The sequence below is a fragment of the Natrinema pellirubrum DSM 15624 genome (assembly GCF_000230735.2).
GTDB classification, from domain to species: Archaea; Halobacteriota; Halobacteria; order Halobacteriales; family Natrialbaceae; genus Natrinema; species Natrinema pellirubrum.
Map to the genome: position 1 here is coordinate 3,699,705 of NC_019962.1, position 17,753 is coordinate 3,717,457.

Sequence of the window (17,753 nt, forward strand, 5' to 3'; positions counted from 1 at the left end):
CTGTGGGTCCTCCGCCCTCGTGTGTCGCCCGAGCGCTCGCGTGATGCTCGAGCGAACCGACCAGTACACTCATTTATCTGCCGTCGAGACGCATCGTGAATGAGTCAGCAACGCGACGGATCTGACGTAGCGTACGACGAAACCGAAACGGTCGGTCGCGATCCGGACCGCTCGGATCGAACCGACACGACGAGCGCGCTCTCGCCTCTCGAGGGCGAGGAGGTCCTCGTCGACGCACAGCCGACGTGGTGGAACTGGATCGGCCACGCCGTCGTCGGCGGACTGGCTGGACTGGTCGGGGTAGTCGGCCTCGCGGTCGGGAGTACGGCGGCGGCGTTGCTCGGGTTCGTCACGGCGCTCGTGATCGGGGGCTATATCTGGTATCGACGGAACCGAGTCCGCTACCTCGTCACCGATCGGCGGATCGTCGTGATCGCGGGATTTACCGGCAGGAAGACCACCGAGACGTGGATGGAAGACATCCGCGGGCTACAGACGAGTACGACCGCCTTCAGCCGCGACCGGGGGTTCGGAACGATCGCCGTCTCGCACGCAGTGATCCCGCAGGGGTTCACGCAGGGGTTCAGCCGAACGAACTCGCTGGTACTCTCGGGCGTGCCGAACTACGACGACGTGGCGAATACGATCCGGCAACGCCAATCCGAGCGGAAGGCCGGCGATTACTGAGACGGGCTGTCGGCTCGGTGACGGATGGATGAGTCTCGACCGCACCGAAATCGACTCGTAGCCGTCCGAACCGCCGGTCCGGAACCACAAGCGAGGAGACCTCGGTACTACTTTCCCGTCGGGTTTCCAAGGCAGCGATATGAGCGACGACAACTCGCGTGACCTGTACGATCGAGCGCTGTCGGTGCTGCCCGGCGGCGTCAACTCCGCAGTTCGCGCAGCGATCGAACCCTATCCGTTCTTCGTCCGGAAGGGCGAGGGCGGCCACGTCATCGACGCCGATGGCAACCGCTACATCGACTGGGTGATGGGGCTCGGCCCGCTGCTTTTGGGCCACGACCTACCCGACCCCGTCCAGGCGAGCATCCAGCAGAAGGCAAGCGAAGGGCCGATGTACGGCACCCCGACCGAGATCGAGGTCGACCTCGCGGAGTTCGTCGTTCGCCACGTCCCAAGCGTCGAGAAGATCCGCTTCGTCAACTCCGGTACCGAGGCGACTACCTCCGCAGTGCGTCTCGCGCGGGGTTACACCGGCCGGAACAAGATCGTCGTCATGCAGGGCGGCTACCACGGCGCCCAGGAGTCGACGCTGGTCGAGGGCGACGCGGACGATCCCAAACCGTCCTCCGCGGGGATCCCCCAGTCGTTCTCCGAACACACCCTTCCCGTTCCGTTCAACGACGAGGACGCCATCCGAGAAGTCTTCGAGGAACACGGCGACGACATCGCTGCGGTGCTGACCGAGCCCATCCTCGGGAACTACGGCATCGTCTACCCCGAAGACGGCTATCACGAGTTCCTCCGGGAGATCACCGACGACCACGGCTCCCTGCTGATCTTCGACGAAGTGATCACCGGCTTCCGCGTGGGCGGACTGGGCTGTGCCCAAAGCGAGTTCGGCGTCACCCCCGATCTGACCACGTTCGGCAAGATCATCGGCGGCGGCTTCCCCGTCGGTGCCATCGGCGGCCGCGCCGAAATCGTCGAGAACTTCACGCCCTCCGGCGACGTCTTCCAAGCCGGGACCTTCTCGGGCCACCCCGTCACGATGGCCGCCGGCCTCGAGACCCTGAAATTCGCCGCGGAAAACGACGTCTACGACCACGTCAACGGGCTCGGTGACCGGCTCCGGAGCGGGCTCAGCGACATCGTCGCCGATCAGGCCCCGAGCTACACCGTCACCGGCACCGACAGCATGTTCAAAGTCATCTTCACGCGAGACGGCCCCGGCCCCGACTCGCTCGAGGAACAGTGTTCGGCCGGCTGCCGACAGGACCCGACCTGTCCGCGCTACGACTACTGTCCGAAAAACGCCGCCGACGTGAAAAACGCCGAGACCGAGCGCTGGCGGCGCGTCTTCTGGGGACAAATGAAAGACGAGGGCGTGTTCCTCTCACAGAACCAGTTCGAGTGTCAGTTCGTCAGCTACGGCCACACCGACGACGACGTCGAGCGGACCCTCGAGGCGTACAAAGAAGCGCTATAGGTGTCCGCCCGTCGCGGGCTCGATCGCTGAACCCTCGCCGCCGACGCGGACGTGTTCGGGGGAACACGTATCGGGGTCGTCCGGAAAGCCGTCGGCATGAATCGACGGGCGCTGCTTTCGTCCGCAGCAGTCACGAGTATCGGCGCTTTTGCCGGGTGTCTCGGTGCCCGCGCACAGCGGTCACCCAGTATCGGTGGCGGAACGGTCTCGCTCGGTCCCGGCGAAGAGACGACCCTCTATCTCTCGGCCACGACCGTCGGCGCGATCGAGTTCGAGCGCGTCCCGGCCACCGAGACGGTGGTCTTCGAGATCGACGCAGCGACGCTGTCACCGTCGCCGTCGGATCGGACCGACTCGTCACCGCCGTGCTGGCGCTGGGCCGAGACGCGTTCGAACGTCGACCTCGAGGTACCGATTCGGGCCACCGAGGACGCACGACCGGGGGAGTACGCCTACGCGATCACGGCTTGGGGCGACGCCGACCGCGACGACGCCGACTCGGTGACGAAAGAACACACGATCACGATCATGGACTCGAGTAGCGACTGACATCGAACGTCCCTGCTCGTACGATGCGGTATGATCGGTGGAGAATCGTTTCAGTAGTCGGGATCGGTTTCCGACCCCGGCGATCTGTTTTCGGTCTCGACGGGCCCGGGACGGCCGAGGGGGCCGTCACTGATCGGCAGGATACCTCGAAAAGAGCCGCCGGCCCGCGTCGGATTAGTCGTCGTCGCTAACGGGGTCGACGACGTCCGACGGGTCACTGTCGCCGAAGATCCGGTCGGCGATGACGTGACTGCTCGACTCGCCGGCGGTCGCTTTCCGCTGGAACAGCAGCTTCGCGACGACGTCCCAGGCGAAGAGGACCGCGCCGGCGATCAGCATCGTGTCGCCGGGCATACGCAGCCAGAACAGCGTCTGGATCAGCTCGCCGTTGTAGAACTCGAGGCTCCGTGAGGCGGCATAGCCCTGCGTGAACCCGACCTCGAGCTGGAGGAAGCCGACGGGCAGCAGGGAGAGGAAGATCATCAGCGCCAGCCCGAGGTTACACAGCCAGAACGACCAGCGCAGTCGGCGCGTGGTCCAGCTCTCGGCGCGGGTGGTCACCCGGAGGATGTAAACGGACATCCCCATCGCGAGCAGGCCGAAGGCACCGAACATCGCGCCGTGGGCGTGGGCGACCGTGAGGTAGGTCCCGGTCTCGTAGTAGCTGATGATCGGGAGGTTGATGAAGAAGCCGATCACGCCGGCCCCGAAGAAGTTCCAGACGCTCGAGGCGACGATGAAGTAGAATGCCATCCGGTAAGGGAAGTCCTTCCCGGCGGAATCCATCGCGCGGTACTGGCCCAGCGCCTCGTAGAGGATAAAGAGGAGCGGGATGAACTCGATAGTCGAGAAGACGCTCCCGATGGGGAGCCAGACCTCGGGGAGGCCGGCCCACCAGTAGTGGTGGGAGACACCGATGATCCCGCTGCCCATGACGAGGGCGGCCTGGAAGATCACCGCCTTCTCGGCGGACTTCTTCGAGAGGAGGTTCATCGAGACCAACGTGAGGGCGATGACGACGAGGATGAAGAACTCGAAGACGCCCTCGACCCACATGTGGACGACCCACCAGCGCCAGAACTCCGTCACGACGATGTTGGTCTTGGGGGTGTAGAGGAAGCCGGCCATGAACAGCAGGCCGATCGAGCCGCCCGCGTAGACGATCATGTGGGCAAGTCCGTAGCGGGGTTCGCGATCGAGCAGCGGCTTGAACCCGCGCGCCACGAGGGCGGTCCAGCCGAGGAAGCCGACCAGCAGACCGACCTGCCAGATCCGGCCGATCTCGACGTACTCGAGGCCTTCGTTGCCCAGCAGCCACCACAGTTGGCCGTCGAAGAAGTTGTTGATACCCAGCCAGATGCCGGCCAGACCGCCGACGGCGACGACCAGTAGTGCGCCGACGAGGCCTTTGACGTACAGCGCCTGTTTCGGCGGTTCGCGGCCGGTCAAAAGCGGCGCGAGGAACAGGCCCGCGCCGAGCCACATGGTGGCGATCCAGAGGATACCCAGATCGACGTGCCAGGTCCTGACGATCGACCAGGGGAGCCACTGGAGGATGTCGACCCCGATCAGTTCCTGGATGCCGAAGAAGCCGTCACGCTCGATGTAGTAGTGGGCGAGCAAGCCCCCGAGGAACGTCTGGGCGACGAACAGCAGGGCCCCGATGAGGACGAACCGGGTACTCAACAGCTGACTTGGCGTGAGTTCGATCTCGCTTGGGTGGGGAATCGACGCGCCATCGGCCTCCGGTTCGGGGAGGTCGACGGACTGGTAGAGCCAGATAGCGGCACCGGCACCGCCGACCAGCAACACCATCGCGATGACGCTCCAGGTCATGATGGGGCCGCCGGCGTCGTTGCCCGCCGCGGGCGAGTACGGCCAGTCGTTGGTGAACGAAGCCGAGGAGTCGGGGCGTTCAGTGTGGGAGATCCAGGCGGTCCAGAGCGCGAAGTCGGCGAACTCCTCCGCCTCCTCGGCGCTCTCGATCTGTCCGGCGGGGATACCACGCTCCCGGTCGCCCTCGTGGTAGCGCTCGACGTAGTCCTCACGCACCTGCTGGTGGGCATAGACCTCCGCCGCGGAGTACTGGACCTGCGAGCCGTACTCGCTGTCCTGCAGTTCCTGCCGGACTTGCTCGTCGATCCCGGCCTGGACCGAGGCGTTCAGCGCCGAGTAGTTCTCGTCGTGGCGCTCTTGGGCATAATAGTCGCGCATGTACTCGGCCTTGGAATCGAGCGTATCGGCAGTGTAGTCGGTGTCGTAGTAACTACCGCGCCCGAGGATCGACCCTTGGTTCATCAAGCCGTTCTCCTGGAAGACAGCTTTGCCGTCCTGGACGTCCTCGCTCGTAGCGACCGTCTCGCTGTCGGGCCCGACGATGGTATCGGGGATGTCGGGCGAGTTCGCATAGGAGAGCCACGCCCCACCGCCCATGACGATGAGGTTGACGACGAAGATCGTGGCGAGGAACGTCGCCAGCTGTTTTCGCGTTACTTGCATGACGATCGCAACTCAGTCCGTGACCCCCGTCAAACGTCCCGGGAGTTCCTACGGACTGGAAAAACGTACGAACGTGTTCGCGGCAGCGGTTAGGGGAACGGAGCGAGTATCAGTTCGTTCGGGAACGAAAATTACGGGGCTACGAAGGGATGCGGCCGTCACTACGAAGACTCGATCGCTCGAGTCGGAAAACGGGGCCGTACCCATCATACGATGGGGCGGTGGACCGAACTGTCAGTCGGCGGCCGTGACGATCGCGTCCTGATAGCTCGCGATCTCATCGAGGACGGCCTCGCGGTCGTCCTCGGCGACGTCGAACTCGGCGAGCGCGTCGTCGAGGTGCGTCGCGATCGCCCCGAAATCCGACGGCGTGATTCCCATGTCCGCGTGGACGGCTTCCATCTCCCCGCCGGCGTACTCGACGGGACCGCCGGTGACCGAACTGATGAACTGGGCCTGATGGGCCCGCTGTTTCTGCATATCCACATCGTCGAAGTACCCTGCAACCTGTTCGTCCGCCATGATGCGGTCGTAGAATTCGTCGACGACGGCCGTAATCGCGTCTTCGCCACCGAGTCGCTCGTAGAGCGAGTCTGTCATCGGGTCATATGTACCCACTTGAAGTAAATAAACTCCGGCCCGAACACGTTGTGGAAAAAAATTGTGTGTGGTTACCAAACACATGAAAAGAGACCGACTTCATTCTCGATCGACGGCTCCGAGACCGATCCGCCACGCGTCGGACAAGCGTGCGCTTTTCATACCCGAGGCTCGGACTGACGCCTATGAGAACACGCGGGACGTTACGACTGGCGACGAGGGGGTCCGCTCTCGCCCGGCGACAGGCCTCGCTCGTCAAAGAGGCCCTCGAAGAGCGCCGGTACGAGGTGGAACTCGTCACGGTCGAGACGACGGGGGACCAGATCCGGGACGAACTGATTCACCGGCTCGGCAAGACGGGCGCGTTCGTCCGCGAACTCGACGAACGGGTCCTGGAGGGCGATCTCGACGGCGCGATCCACTCGATGAAGGACATGCCCACCGAACAGCCCGAAGCACTCGTGACCGCCGGGATTCCCGAGCGCGGACTGCCGGGTGACGTCCTCATCACGCCCGACGGCTCGACCCTCGAGGAATTGCCGGCGGGCGCGACCGTCGGCACCTCGAGTCTGCGCCGGCGCGCGCAACTGCTCTCGGAACGGGACGACCTCGAGGTCGAGCCCCTGCGTGGCAACGTCGACACGCGCCTCGAGAAGCTGTTGGCCCCGTCGCTGCAGGCGGAACATCAGGAGCGATCGGAAGCCGACAAAGAGCGGAAGGGGAACACCGGCGACGACGATTTCGAGGCCGAGTACGACCGCACCACCGACGAGTGGTTCGACGATCTCTCGGAACTCGAGCGCCAGGCGCTGGGCCGGGAGGTCGAGACGGAGTACGACGCCATCGTGCTGGCACAGGCCGGCCTCGAGCGCAGCGGGCTCGCCCACTACGTGGAGTATCAGGAACTGCCGACCGATACGTTCGTTCCCGCGCCGGGACAGGGGGCGCTGGCAGTGACCGCCCCGGACGGCGAGACCGCACGCGAGATCAAGAGCGCGATCGATCACCCGCGGAGCCGCGTCGAGACGACCGTCGAGCGGACGATCCTCGCGGAACTCGGTGGGGGCTGTATCGCGCCGGTCGGCATCTACGCGATCCTGCAGGGGGAACACGTCCACGCGACCGTCACCGTCTTCGATCAGGATGGCGACGAGTCGGTGACCGGCAGCCGCGACCTGCCCGTCGACAGCCACGCCGAGGCTGCCCGGGAGTTCGCCCGGGACCTGGCCGACCGCGGGGCCGCGGAACTGATCGAAGGGGCACGGGAGGACGCCGAGGGCGACGACGAGGGCGTCTCCGAGGAAGATAAGCCCGAGGGGAAATAGCTAGCGAGTAACGAATGTCAGGCAACGCCATCGACGCCGAACCCGGCACCGTCTACCTCGTCGGCAGCGGCCCCGGCGATCCCGACCTGTTGACCGTGAAAGCGAAGCGGCTGCTCGAGGAGTGCGACGTCGTCCTCCACGACAAGCTTCCGGGACCGGAGATCATCGACCGGCTTCCCGAGGACCGCCGCGAGGACGTGGGCAAGCGCGCCGGTGGCGAACGCACGCCCCAGTCCGAGATCAACGAGCGGCTGGTCGAACTCGCCCGCAAGGGCAAGAGCGTGGTCCGGCTGAAGGGCGGCGACTCGTTCGTCTTCGGCCGCGGCGGCGAAGAAGCGGAGTATCTCGCGGCCCACGGAGTCCCCTTCGAGGTCGTCCCCGCGGTCACCTCGGCGATCGCCGCGCCCGCGGTAGCGGGCATTCCCGTCACCCACCGCGATCACGCCTCCTCGGTCTCGTTCGTGACGGGCCACGAGGACCCCACGAAAGAGGAATCGGCCGTCGACTGGGACGCGCTGGCCGCGACCGGCGGCACCATCGTCGTCCTGATGGGCGTCGGCCGCCTGCCGGACTATACAAAGGCGCTGCTCGAGGCCGGCATGGCCCCCGAGACGCCGGTGGCACTCGTCGAGCGCGGCACCTGGCCAGGCCAGCAGGTCGCGACAGGTACCCTCGAGACGATCGTCGAGGCCCGCGACGAGGCGGGGATCGAACCGCCCGCGGTGACGGTGATCGGCGACGTGGCTGGGACGCGGGAGTCGGTGGTCGAGTTCCTGCAAAACGACTACGGCGCGGCCGACGGCGGGGAGTGAGCGATGACTAATACCCCTACCGTCGCCGTCTTTCGGCCCGACGACGACCGCATCGAGCGGGCGACCGACCTGCTCGCGGAACTGGGTGCCGAGCCGGTCCCGGACCCGATGCTCGCGGTCGAGGCGACCGACGCCGTCCCGCGGACCGATGCGGACTACGTCGTCTTCACGAGCAAGACCGGCGCGGAACTGATCGCCGCGGCCGGCTGGGAGCCGACCGGCGAAACCGTCTGTGCCATCGGGCCAGCGACGGCCGACGCGCTCCGCGCGGAGGGATACACGGTCGATCTCGTTCCCGAGGAGTTCACCTCGAGCGGGCTGGTCGCAGCGCTTTCGGACGCCGTCGACGGCGCACGCGTCGAGGTCGCCCGCAGCGACCACGGCAGCCCAGTGTTGCTCGACGGGCTCGAGGAGGCGGGCGCGTACGTCCACGAGACGATCCTCTACCGGCTGGTCCGGCCCGAGGGAAGCGGCGAGTCCGCCCGGCTGGCCGCCGCCGGCGACCTCGACGCCGCCTGTTTCACCTCGTCGCTGACCGTCGACCACTTCCTCGAGGCCGCCGCGGAAGCGGGAGTTCGGGACGCAACCATCGCGGGACTCGAGGACGCCGTCGTCGGCGTCATCGGCGAGCCGACGGCCGAGACCGCCGCCGAGCGGGGCGTCGATGTCGATCTGGTCGCGAGCGAAGCGACCTTCGAACGGCTGGCCGCGGAGACCGTCGACGCGGCGACCGACGGCGAATGACCGGCCGTCGCGCGTTTCTCGCGACCGCAGGGGCAGCGGCGCTTGCCGGCTGTGCCGCGCCCGCGGTCGAGCCGACCGCGTTCGCGGACCACGAGCGCCACGACGCGACGGTCGGATTCGTCGGCGACGCGATGCTCGGCCGCAACGTCGACGAGCGATACGGGCGCGCCGGAACCGACCCGGCAGCCGTCTGGGGGGACCTCCGACCCCGCCTGCAGTCGCTGGACGGCGTCTGCTGTAACCTCGAGTGTTGTCTGTCGACGCGGGGCCAGCGGTTCCCCGACCGGACCTACTACTTCCGGGCCGATCTCGGGTGGGCCGTTCCCGCCCTCGAGGCCGGGAACGTCCGGTTCGCGTCGCTCGCGAACAACCACATGTTGGACTTCGGACCGACGGCGCTGCTGGACACCGTCGACGCCCTCGAGGGTGCGGGGATCAGCTCCGCTGGCGCCGGCGAGACGCCGACGACGGCCCGCGCTCCCGCGACGGTCTCGATCGGCGATGTCGACGTCGCGGTCGTCTCCTTCGCGGACCACTACGCCGAGTACGGTGTGACCGACGACCGACCCGGCACGGCCTACGTCGAGTTCGACCCGGAATCGGCCGAGAGCCGGCGGCTCGTTGGCGAGTCCCTCGAGCGCGCCGCGGCGACCGAGCCGGACCTGCTCGTCGCGTCGGTCCACTGGGGGCCAAACTGGGTCGAGTACCCCGACGACGACCTCCGGGCGTTCGGCCACTGGCTGATCGATCAGGGGGTCGACGTCGTCCACGGCCACAGCGCTCACGTCGTCCAAGGTGTCGAGCGATACGGCGACGGGCTCGTCCTCCACGACACCGGCGACATCGTCGACGACTACGTGATCAAAGAGGAGTTGCGCAACGACCGAACCGTCCTCTTCGAACTCGGCCTCGAGAACGGAACGCCAGTGGAACTGCGCCTCGTTCCCGCCGTCATTGACGACGAGACGGTCACACCGGCCGACGGGAACGAGGCGGCGTGGCTCCGGGAAACGATGCGCGAGCGCTCCGCGCCGTTCGGGACCGAGTACGACCGCGACGGCACGGATCTCGTTCTCTCGCTGTAAGTGCGTCGGCGGCCGCTCGCTGCCGGCGATCCGCGGGTTTATGGGCGAAGCCGCCCCACAGTGTGTCGATGGCAGGGCCGGTTCCCGACCTCGAGGATCGTGCGGTAGCGTGTGCCCAGCGGCTGTGTGCGGCCGACCGCGTGTTGCTCGCCTCACACATCGACGCCGACGGGCTCACCAGCGCCGCGATCGCCGCGACGGCGCTCGAGCGGGCGGGGATCCCCTTCGAGACGGTCTTCGAGAAACAGCTCGACGACGAGGCGATCGCCGCGATCGCGGCGACCGACTACGACACTGTCCTCTTTACCGACTTCGGGAGCGGCCAGCTCGACAGCATCGGCGACCACGAGGACGCCGGCGACTTCACGCCCGTGATCGCCGACCACCACCAGCCCGCCGACCGAGACACCGAGTATCACCTCAACCCACTCCTGTTCGGCATCGACGGCGCGTCGGAGCTGTCGGGCGCCGGGGCGAGCTACGTCCTCGCGCGAGCGCTCGCGGACGTGGCGGACGAGGCCGATTCGTCGGTCGCGTCGGACGGGGGTGAGCCTCGCTCCGACGGCGGGACCGTCACCGCGTCGGGAGCGGCCGACGCCCGCGCGGACAACCGCGATCTCGCCGCCCTCGCGGTGGTCGGCGCGGTCGGGGACATGCAGGCCACCAGCGGGGAACTCCACGGCGCGAACACGGGCATCGTCGAGGAGGGCGTCGACGCCGGCGTCCTCGAGACCGGCAAGGACCTCGCGCTCTACGGCAAGCAGACCCGGCCGCTTCCCAAGCTGCTCGAGTACGCCACCGACGTTCACATTCCCGGGATCTCGAACGACGAGAACGGGGCGCTGCGCTTTCTCGACGGACTTGATCTCGAGTTGCAACGCGACGGCGAGTGGCGAACGTGGGCCGATCTCTCGAACGACGAGAAACGGACCGTCGCCAGCGCCCTCGTCCAGCAGGCCGTCTCGAGCGGCGTCCCCGCGACAAAGATCGACGAACTCGTCAGTACGGCCTACGTCCTGAGCGAGGAGCCGGTCGGCACCGAACTCCGGGACGCCAGCGAGTTCTCGACGCTACTCAATGCGACCGCCCGCTACGAGCGGGCCGACGTCGGCCTCGGAGTCTGTCTGGGCGATCGCGACGGCGCGCTCGAGCGGGCGCGACAGCTCCTGCGCGACCACCGGCGGAACCTCTCGAACGGGATCGATCTGGTCACCCGCAAGGGGGCGACCCAAGAAGACCACATCCAGTGGTTCCACGCGGGCGACGAGATCCGCGAGACCATCGTCGGCATCGTCGCCGGGATGGCGATGGGCAACGAGGGGATCAGCCGCTCGAAGCCCATCATCGCGTTCGCAGACAAGAACGACGAGGAGGTCAAGGTCTCGTCCAGAGGGACCCACTCGCTGGTCCGGCAGGGACTGGACCTCTCGGTCGTGATGGGCGAGGCCTCCCGGGCCGTCGGTGGCGACGGCGGCGGCCACGACGTGGCCGCGGGGGCGACAGTACCGAAAGGGAAAGAGGAGACGTTCGTCGACCGCGCCGACGAGATCGTCGGCGAGCAACTGTCCTAGTACTGTCGTCGCAGCTCGGACCGTTCGACCGGTCTGCGGTGGCGCGCGCTGTGAGACGGCGAACGACCAGTGAGCCGTCTCACGACGTCGTGCGAGGGACGAACGAGCGGTGCGAGGCCGAACGGAGTGAGGTCTCGAAAGCGAACGGTGACCGGAGGGAGCCGTGAGCAGCGAGTGAGTCGGTTGGGGAGGCCGTGGCGACTCACTGCAGCCACGATAGCAGACTCGACCCGGTTTTGGAAGCCTGTACGCAAGTCTGCCGGTGTGATACCGGGTCGAACGGAACGGAGACGGAACGGCGACCCAACCCGATTCCGCTACCCACGAATCAGGTCGATCGGTCCATCGAGGCCGGCACCGTCGGCAGCAACGGTGCGCGCGAGGTGAACATGTAGGTCGCCTTGCGCACTGCTCCCTTGCCGTACTGGACGGCGCTTTTCCGGATCGGCGTGCGCTTGCCGCGAATCTGGGTTCGGCCCTCGAGGATCGCCTCGACGAGGTCGTCGCCGTCGATGTCGGCTTTGGTCGGGGTCGCGGCCTCGGGCGTGACAAGTACTTCTGTGTAAGCCTTGCCGACGTTGGGCAGGTAGTGGGCGTCGCTGGCACCGATCTGGGGGTAGTCCCGCCGGCTAGCGAAGGTCCGGGCCCGGCGGTTGCGATACCCGGTAAAGACCATCGAGTTGTAGGTCTCGATCGCGTCGGCGTCCTCGATATAGCGCTTGCGGACACCGTGGCGACTGCGCTGAAACGGATGGGGAACGATCGCGACCCCGCCCAGCTCGCGGACGGTCTCGACGGTCGCCATGAACGGCTGGCCGGGATCGGGCCGTTCCTCGACCCCGATCGCCAGCAGGTGCCCGTGTCGCGTCGACACCTCGACGCCGGGGATGCCGATCAACCCGTAGTCGGGCGCGAGGTCGGCGGCCCGCCGCGACTCCGAGATCTCGTCGTGGTCGGTGATCACCACGCCGTCGAGCCCGATATCAGCGGCCTGCTCGAGGATGAGTTCGATCGGTTCGTGGCCGTCGTAGGAGTCGTCCGAATGCACGTGAAAGTCGATCGCGAACGGAATCTGAGAGGACATAGGGGAATGACTGGCCTGCGCGTCGTGACTACCAATAGCTCGTTGCCGAGCATAAACACTGTGTGTCGCGGCGATCGGGGCATCATCGAGCCGTCGCCCAATTCAATATATCGTTATTCAGTTTAATAGGGGATGGAACGGGCGACTCGAGAGCGGCAGTCGCGAACGGCGAGACGGCAGCAAAACGGAGAAAACACGGTGTCAGCGGATTACATCGACGGAAGTGTCATACTCATGGTTGACGAGCAGCCGTGAACAGTCATCATGGGGGTCGCTGATCCCGAGCCGCGAGCGAACGACCCCACTGCGTCGACGGTCGTCAACGTGACCGGTGTTCACCGGTACCCACGATGGGGTCAATAGCCGACGGGTGACGGGTGGACCACTCGAGGCCGGGGACTCCTCCGAGGGCACGACGTGACCCCGTGGGAGGGCAGGAGGAGGTCAGTTTCGTTCGGTCGTCGCCGGTAGGCGGCCGGCAACTGGCCGTTCTCACCCGGGGACCGAGCCGACGTGACAGCAGCCAGCCGCCGAACCGCACGACCGCATCGGAGTCGCTACGTGGCGGACGACCGTCTCGAGCGTCGATCAAATCCGTCGCTTTCGCCGCGTCGCGAGACGTAGCGGCTGCCCGCGCTCGAGGAAGCGGCTACAATAGATGGCCGAATCCGATACGCGGGCTGTAGACGTCAGTTGCTCACCGGTTAGGGCCGAATCCTCGTAAACGGTCGTGTGACCCGCGACAGGACGTCTCGTCGGGGAATCGTGACCCAGACGACCGGAACGCGGCCCGGTCATATATCCCATTTCGGTATACAGAATCGGTGAGAGTCGGTCAGGACGACCGAACAGGGGACCGACCGGAAATCACCTGTTACCGGATTCTCGAGCCGGGTTCGCCGGATCGTTCACGCAAATAGAGAAATTAGGTCGGCCTAAATTCCGATGGACTTATCATTGTTTAGGTTGGCCTAAAGGATAACGACACCGTCGCCGATGGGCACTCGAGCCACCTCGAACGGCTCGGAGTCGGCCCTTCGGGGACGAGACAGGAGGCACCCATGGTCGGAACCACGCTCCGAGAGATTCGCCATCACATCGAACAGTTGGCCAGCGACGACGGGAACTACTACGTCGTCTGTGCCCGCTCCGGGGAGCGCCCCGTCCCGGTTGCCGGACAGCGGTTCCCGACGCGGACCGCCGCGGCCGACGCCGCACAGGCGACCGAACAGTACCGCGCCGCGCTCAGACGCTACGACCCACAGCTCCCGTTTTACGATCCGGTCGTCTGTCAGGAGCGGGCCGGCGACGACCCGACGCCGACGACCTCGAGTCGGCCGACCCCGGAGTCGGGACAGCCACGGGCGGCAGAGGCGGCCCCGGCGTCGACGACCGGAAGCGCGCCCGCGGACGACGACCCCCTGATCAGCTTCTGCCACGACGTCTCCGGCTCCGTCTTCGAGGCGCTGTCGGCCCGCGATTACGACGCCGCCGAGCGGGCGATCATGGAGACGTACCTGGCCGCGGCCGAGGCGACGACCGATCCGAACACGCTCTGTCTGGTGTTGCTCGAGACGATGGCCGCGGAGTTAGAGACCCACCTCGCGGCGACCGAGCGGACCCGCCTGCTGGAGGCAGCGGCGTCGAACCTCCCGCCGGTGGCGTCGGCTGCGGATCCGGTCGCCGCGAGCCTCGAGTTCCTGGACTCGCTGTCGCTGCTCCGGGAGTACGGACTGAGCCGCAGGTCGACGGCGGCCGGGGACCGGGACGTGTGGACCGTCTCGCTGCGGGGGTACGCCATCGAGTGTGGCGACCGGCGGTTCCCGACGCTGCCGATCGGGATCGACGTGTTGCGACGGTCGGAAACGGCCGACGCGCCGGCCGTCACCGACGTACGGGCGCTGGGCGACGGCGACTGGGAGTTCGTCCTCACGAGCGACGCGGGGACGGCGGCCGGACTCGTCTGTACTCGAGGGGAACAGCCATGACCGGATCGACCGCGCTCCACGGTGCCCCCGACTGCGTCGACCGGGAATTGGCGGCGGTGGCCACTCGGGACGAGGCGTTCGGGACGTTCGCCCGGCGCGTCCGTGACCTCCAAGCGACGACCCCGGCGACGGGCCGCGGAGGGGCGACTGCGGCGACGCCGGTCGCGATGACGACAGCGGGCGAAGCGAGCGGCGCGAGTGCGACGACGGGCGGAACGGGATGTGTCGCCGTTCGCGAGGCCTTCGCCGAGACGGTCGCACCCCACAGCACCGCCGACCTCGCGGACGACGAACCGCTCGCCGAGACGATCGCCGCGGAGTTGAACGAGGACGTCGCCGTCGCGCTCACCGCCGAAACGGGCTGGACGCCGACGCTCAAACGCGCCGTTCTCGAGGAGATCGCCACCAGACGCCGCGAGGTCGATATCGTTCGGGAGACCCTCGAGACCGAACGGGAGACCGTCGTCGCGGCGATCGACGAGATCGACGAGATCCTGACGTGGCTGCAGTCGACGGCCGAGGAGTCGCTGCTGCAGTGTGGTTTCGAGACACTGCGGGCGAAACACGACCGCCTCGAGCGCTCCCGGGAGCGACTCGACGAACTGACTGCCCGGCGGCAGTCACAGCTCACCGAGACGACGAACCGGTACGGGCCGGGCGGGACCCGGTATCGGACGCTGGTCGAGTCGGTGTACTCCGCGCAGCCGGCCAGATACCCGCTCCTCTCGACGGCCGCGCGGCTCTACGGGGTCTGTGGCGACTGTCAGCGGACGGTCCGGACCCACCTGACTCGACGCGTGTAGTCCGTATCGCGTTTCAGTCCAGCGGGACCGCGCTACGGCGGCGACTCGGAGAGTCGGTCCGGAACGAGATCGGCCAGCGAAACGTCTTCGAGAACGGTCCCGACCGTGAGCGGATCGTCGGCCGTCGAGACCCTCTCGTGGATCCGCCGCATGCACTCGAGCAGGCCGTCGACGGCCGCCCGTCGGGTCGAGACGCGCCCGATCGAGCGAGAGACCGACCGATCAGTGAGGAAAAAGCGATACTGAAGCTCCCAGTGTCGACAGAGCCCGAGGGTCGGATGGGACCGCGCGGGGACACAGTCCGCGATCAGGTCGATCCGCGGGCGAGCGTGTCGGTAGACGAATCGACCCTCACAGCGTTCTGCGAGGCCCCAGCGCGGCGGTAGGGCCTCCTGGGGAATGGGATCCTGGTCGACAGCCATGTACGCTGATATCGCCGGGTGCGGGGGTGTTCGTTCCGCTTGCGAGCGCGGGCATCTCTGTAGGCATCCCCTACCGCGGGTCGACGGTCGGTCACGAGGAGGCCGGGCAAACGGGTCGATCGTCCGACTTTTGTCTCCGCTCGTCCTCGAGTCGGGTATGGCCGATTTCGACCCCGAGCAGTTCGAGGACAAGTACGCCAACTACTTCCCCGAACTCCAGCAGGCGTACAAGAACGCGTTCAACCGGATGAACGACAGCTACGACTCCGAACTGGTCCACGCGATCGACCAGCAGGTCCTGAACGAGAGCGAGCCCTTCTACGAGGGTAGCGCGGAGCAAAGCTCCGCGGACGATTCGAGCGGGCAGAGCCCGCGAGAACACGACGGCGAGTTCCGGGTCGAACTCCCGGAGGACCCCTACGATCGCCTCGACGGCGTCCTCGTCGAGGAAGAGCGCTTCGAGCAACTCCTCGAGAAATACGTCGCGGAGATCGAAACGGAACTCCGACGCGTCTTCGAGTTCGAGTAACGCCGTCGGCGACGGTGGCAGACGAACATGGCGGACGGAAGGTTTAGGGGGGCTGATACCCAAGAGCGTTTCATGAGCACCGAGACCCAGAACGACGGGGACGACCTCGAGGAGCGCGTGACGAACTTCCTTCGCCGGAACTTCCCGCAGATCCAGATGCACGGCGGCAGCGCAGCGATTCAGGACATCGATCGCGAGAGCGGCGAAGTCAGCATCGCTCTCGGTGGTGCCTGCAGCGGTTGTGGGATCTCGCCGATGACGATCCAGGCGATCAAGAGCCGGATGGTCAAGGAGATTCCCGAAATCGAGAAAGTCAACGCGTCCACCGGCATGGACGGCGGCGAAGAGGAGATGGGCGGCATGAGTCCCTCCTTCCCCGGCGAAACCGTCGATGACGACGACGGCGAGGTCGACGAAGGCCCCGAAGCACCGTTCTAACGCCGCCGTAGTTTCGACGCGAGTTTTTCGCTATTTCCGCCCCGACAGCCGACGGTACGGGCCGCGGAGCGTCCATTATTGATCCGAACGGCGGCGCTATCGCAACCCGCGACCGCGTTCCCACGTCCGTATCAGCGCCGCCAACGTCCGGTTCGTCGGGACCGTGAGCCCGTGGTCGGCCGCCCGGTCGACCACGTAGCCGTTGATCGCGTCGATCTCGGTGCGCCGGCCGGCACGGACGTCTTGGGCCATCGAAGAGGTGTTCGCAGACGTCGCTTCGGCGACGGCCTCCATGGCAGCCACCGCCTCGTCGCTCGAGAGCGACACGCCGCAGGCGCGGGCGACCCGGGCCGTCTCGCGACTTGCCGCACGCGAGAGATCGGCCGCCGGCGCGTCGAGGACGGCCCCGTTTTCGGTTTCGGTCAGGGCAGTAACGGCGTTGATACCCGCGTTGACCGCGAGTTTCTCCCACAGACGGTGGGACATATCCGTGGCGACGAGCGTCTCGATGCCCGCCGAGCGGAACCGCTCGCCGATGCGATCGGCGAGTGAGGAGGGACCGCCCGCGCGAGCGCCCAGCACCACTTCGCCGACGCCGGTACACTCGACGACGCCCGGTTCCCGCAGGACGGCCCCGTAGGTCGCCGTCCCCGCTAGCACTGGAGCCTCGAGCCGGTCGGCGAGGGTCGACTCGTTACCCATGCCGTTTTGCAGTGAGAGGACCGCATCGATGGCTCCCGTCGCGAGCGGGTCGGCCGCTGTTGCCGTATCGAAGGCCTTGACCGTCACCACGGCGAGGTCCGCCTCGAGCCCGGTGCCGTCGGTCGTCGCCGCCGGGAAGACGCGGTCAGGGCCGTCGACTGCCCCCTCGAGGGACAGCCCCGACTCGCGGACGGCGCGGGCGTGGTCCTCGCGAGCGACCAGCGTCACGTCGTGGTCGCGCGCGAGGAACCCGCCGACGAGACTGCCGAGGCTGCCGGCTCCGAACACGACGATCTCCATGGCTCGAGGTGACACGGTGCGGTATAAACGGGTTTCGTCCGACGGGCGACTCGAGGATTCGAACCGGCTGGACGAGTTCCCCGCCAACGCCCGAAGACGGGAGCAATACCCTCCGTAAATCCTATCGTG

At 66.9% G+C, this 17,753-nt stretch carries 17 protein-coding genes; 12 read left to right on the top strand and 5 right to left on the bottom strand.

Features of this window, described 5'->3' with window-relative positions; genetic code table 11:
* The first annotated feature begins 99 nt into the window (after window positions 1–99).
* The 3 genes from NATPE_RS17945 to NATPE_RS17955 all read left to right on the top strand — a co-directional run bounded on the left by NATPE_RS17945 (window position 100) and on the right by NATPE_RS17955 (window position 2,722).
* Complete coding sequence (locus NATPE_RS17945; RefSeq protein ID WP_006183012.1) at window positions 100–687, top strand: PH domain-containing protein; 588 nt, start codon at window positions 100–102, stop codon at window positions 685–687.
* A 139-nt stretch (window positions 688–826) separates the two neighbouring features.
* On the top strand, window positions 827–2,173 hold the full coding sequence (gene hemL, locus NATPE_RS17950) for a glutamate-1-semialdehyde 2,1-aminomutase (RefSeq protein WP_006183013.1): 1,347 nt from the start codon (window positions 827–829) through the stop codon (window positions 2,171–2,173).
* Window positions 2,174–2,269: 96 nt separating this feature from the next.
* Window positions 2,270–2,722 carry a hypothetical protein gene (locus tag NATPE_RS17955; protein ID WP_015299264.1) on the top strand — a complete coding sequence of 151 codons (453 nt, stop codon included), beginning with the start codon at window positions 2,270–2,272 and terminating at the stop codon, window positions 2,720–2,722.
* A 174-nt stretch (window positions 2,723–2,896) separates the two neighbouring features.
* Here NATPE_RS17955 and NATPE_RS17960 read toward each other — a convergent pair whose 3' ends face one another.
* A complete protein-coding gene (locus tag NATPE_RS17960) occupies window positions 2,897–5,221 on the bottom strand; it encodes a nitric-oxide reductase large subunit (protein ID WP_006183015.1) in 2,325 nt (774 codons plus the stop codon).
* Between the two features lie 234 nt (window positions 5,222–5,455).
* Window positions 5,456–5,821, bottom strand: a complete 366-nt coding sequence (locus tag NATPE_RS17965; RefSeq protein WP_006183016.1) for a group I truncated hemoglobin — start codon at window positions 5,819–5,821, stop codon at window positions 5,456–5,458.
* Between the two features lie 185 nt (window positions 5,822–6,006).
* On the opposite strand from NATPE_RS17965, the gene hemC reads away from it, so the two are divergent.
* The 5 genes from hemC to NATPE_RS17990 all read left to right on the top strand — a co-directional run bounded on the left by hemC (window position 6,007) and on the right by NATPE_RS17990 (window position 11,358).
* Entirely contained in the window at window positions 6,007–7,146 is a 1,140-nt protein-coding gene (gene hemC / locus NATPE_RS17970) for a hydroxymethylbilane synthase (RefSeq protein WP_006183017.1), read from the top strand.
* A gap of 14 nt (window positions 7,147–7,160) precedes the next feature.
* Window positions 7,161–7,958, top strand: a complete 798-nt coding sequence (gene cobA / locus NATPE_RS17975; protein WP_006183018.1) for a uroporphyrinogen-III C-methyltransferase — start codon at window positions 7,161–7,163, stop codon at window positions 7,956–7,958.
* Window positions 7,959–7,961: 3 nt separating this feature from the next.
* Window positions 7,962–8,702 (top strand): uroporphyrinogen-III synthase, encoded by a 741-nt coding sequence (locus NATPE_RS17980; protein ID WP_006183019.1) that lies wholly within the window; start codon window positions 7,962–7,964, stop codon window positions 8,700–8,702.
* Window positions 8,699–9,787 (top strand): CapA family protein, encoded by a 1,089-nt coding sequence (locus NATPE_RS17985; protein ID WP_006183020.1) that lies wholly within the window; start codon window positions 8,699–8,701, stop codon window positions 9,785–9,787. The genes NATPE_RS17980 and NATPE_RS17985 overlap by 4 nt, the downstream gene beginning before the upstream one ends.
* Window positions 9,788–9,855: 68 nt before the next feature.
* Complete coding sequence (locus NATPE_RS17990; RefSeq protein ID WP_006183021.1) at window positions 9,856–11,358, top strand: DHHA1 domain-containing protein; 1,503 nt, start codon at window positions 9,856–9,858, stop codon at window positions 11,356–11,358.
* A 328-nt stretch (window positions 11,359–11,686) separates the two neighbouring features.
* On the opposite strand, the gene NATPE_RS17995 is transcribed toward NATPE_RS17990, so the two are convergent.
* Window positions 11,687–12,442, bottom strand: coding sequence for a CehA/McbA family metallohydrolase (locus NATPE_RS17995; protein WP_006183022.1), 756 nt, complete (start codon window positions 12,440–12,442; stop codon window positions 11,687–11,689).
* 1,061 nt (window positions 12,443–13,503) lie between these two features.
* On the opposite strand from NATPE_RS17995, the gene NATPE_RS18000 reads away from it, so the two are divergent.
* Together NATPE_RS18000 and NATPE_RS18005 are read left to right on the top strand one after the other, a co-directional pair.
* Window positions 13,504–14,430 carry a DUF7551 domain-containing protein gene (locus NATPE_RS18000; RefSeq protein WP_015299265.1) on the top strand — a complete coding sequence of 309 codons (927 nt, stop codon included), beginning with the start codon at window positions 13,504–13,506 and terminating at the stop codon, window positions 14,428–14,430.
* Complete coding sequence (locus tag NATPE_RS18005; protein ID WP_006183023.1) at window positions 14,427–15,233, top strand: DUF7260 family protein; 807 nt, start codon at window positions 14,427–14,429, stop codon at window positions 15,231–15,233. The genes NATPE_RS18000 and NATPE_RS18005 overlap by 4 nt, the downstream gene beginning before the upstream one ends.
* A 32-nt stretch (window positions 15,234–15,265) precedes the next feature.
* Here NATPE_RS18005 and NATPE_RS18010 read toward each other — a convergent pair whose 3' ends face one another.
* Entirely contained in the window at window positions 15,266–15,655 is a 390-nt protein-coding gene (locus tag NATPE_RS18010) for a hypothetical protein (RefSeq protein ID WP_006183024.1), read from the bottom strand.
* Between the two features lie 157 nt (window positions 15,656–15,812).
* Here NATPE_RS18010 and NATPE_RS18015 point away from each other — a divergent pair, with 157 nt between their 5' ends.
* Both NATPE_RS18015 and NATPE_RS18020 read left to right on the top strand, forming a co-directional pair.
* Window positions 15,813–16,184 (top strand): DUF5783 family protein, encoded by a 372-nt coding sequence (locus tag NATPE_RS18015; RefSeq protein ID WP_015299266.1) that lies wholly within the window; start codon window positions 15,813–15,815, stop codon window positions 16,182–16,184.
* A 72-nt stretch (window positions 16,185–16,256) separates the two neighbouring features.
* Entirely contained in the window at window positions 16,257–16,622 is a 366-nt protein-coding gene (locus tag NATPE_RS18020) for a NifU family protein (RefSeq protein WP_006183026.1), read from the top strand.
* Between the two features lie 96 nt (window positions 16,623–16,718).
* Here the strand turns inward: NATPE_RS18020 and NATPE_RS18025 are convergent, their stop codons facing one another.
* The gene (locus tag NATPE_RS18025; RefSeq protein ID WP_015299267.1) at window positions 16,719–17,624 is read right to left on the bottom strand and encodes a ketopantoate reductase family protein; all 906 of its coding nucleotides are present in this window, start codon (window positions 17,622–17,624) and stop codon (window positions 16,719–16,721) included.
* Between the last annotated feature and the right edge of the window lie 129 nt (window positions 17,625–17,753).

Excerpts from the sequence above, each read along its gene's own strand:
- NATPE_RS18005 (WP_006183023.1), top strand. The coding sequence starts at position 14,427 with ATGACCGGATCGACCGCGCTCCACGGTGCCCCCGACTGCGTCGACCGG.
- hemL (WP_006183013.1), top strand. The coding sequence starts at position 827 with ATGAGCGACGACAACTCGCGTGACCTGTACGATCGAGCGCTGTCGGTG.
- NATPE_RS18015 (WP_015299266.1), top strand. The coding sequence starts at position 15,813 with ATGGCCGATTTCGACCCCGAGCAGTTCGAGGACAAGTACGCCAACTAC.
- NATPE_RS17960 (WP_006183015.1), bottom strand. The coding sequence starts at position 5,221 with ATGCAAGTAACGCGAAAACAGCTGGCGACGTTCCTCGCCACGATCTTC.
- NATPE_RS17990 (WP_006183021.1), top strand. The coding sequence starts at position 9,856 with ATGGCAGGGCCGGTTCCCGACCTCGAGGATCGTGCGGTAGCGTGTGCC.
- NATPE_RS17945 (WP_006183012.1), top strand. The coding sequence starts at position 100 with ATGAGTCAGCAACGCGACGGATCTGACGTAGCGTACGACGAAACCGAA.
- hemC (WP_006183017.1), top strand. The coding sequence starts at position 6,007 with ATGAGAACACGCGGGACGTTACGACTGGCGACGAGGGGGTCCGCTCTC.
- NATPE_RS18020 (WP_006183026.1), top strand. The coding sequence starts at position 16,257 with ATGAGCACCGAGACCCAGAACGACGGGGACGACCTCGAGGAGCGCGTG.
- NATPE_RS18000 (WP_015299265.1), top strand. The coding sequence starts at position 13,504 with ATGGTCGGAACCACGCTCCGAGAGATTCGCCATCACATCGAACAGTTG.
- NATPE_RS17985 (WP_006183020.1), top strand. The coding sequence starts at position 8,699 with ATGACCGGCCGTCGCGCGTTTCTCGCGACCGCAGGGGCAGCGGCGCTT.
- NATPE_RS17965 (WP_006183016.1), bottom strand. The coding sequence starts at position 5,821 with ATGACAGACTCGCTCTACGAGCGACTCGGTGGCGAAGACGCGATTACG.
- cobA (WP_006183018.1), top strand. The coding sequence starts at position 7,161 with ATGTCAGGCAACGCCATCGACGCCGAACCCGGCACCGTCTACCTCGTC.
- NATPE_RS18025 (WP_015299267.1), bottom strand. The coding sequence starts at position 17,624 with ATGGAGATCGTCGTGTTCGGAGCCGGCAGCCTCGGCAGTCTCGTCGGC.
- NATPE_RS17955 (WP_015299264.1), top strand. The coding sequence starts at position 2,270 with ATGAATCGACGGGCGCTGCTTTCGTCCGCAGCAGTCACGAGTATCGGC.
- NATPE_RS17995 (WP_006183022.1), bottom strand. The coding sequence starts at position 12,442 with ATGTCCTCTCAGATTCCGTTCGCGATCGACTTTCACGTGCATTCGGAC.
- NATPE_RS17980 (WP_006183019.1), top strand. The coding sequence starts at position 7,962 with ATGACTAATACCCCTACCGTCGCCGTCTTTCGGCCCGACGACGACCGC.
- NATPE_RS18010 (WP_006183024.1), bottom strand. The coding sequence starts at position 15,655 with ATGGCTGTCGACCAGGATCCCATTCCCCAGGAGGCCCTACCGCCGCGC.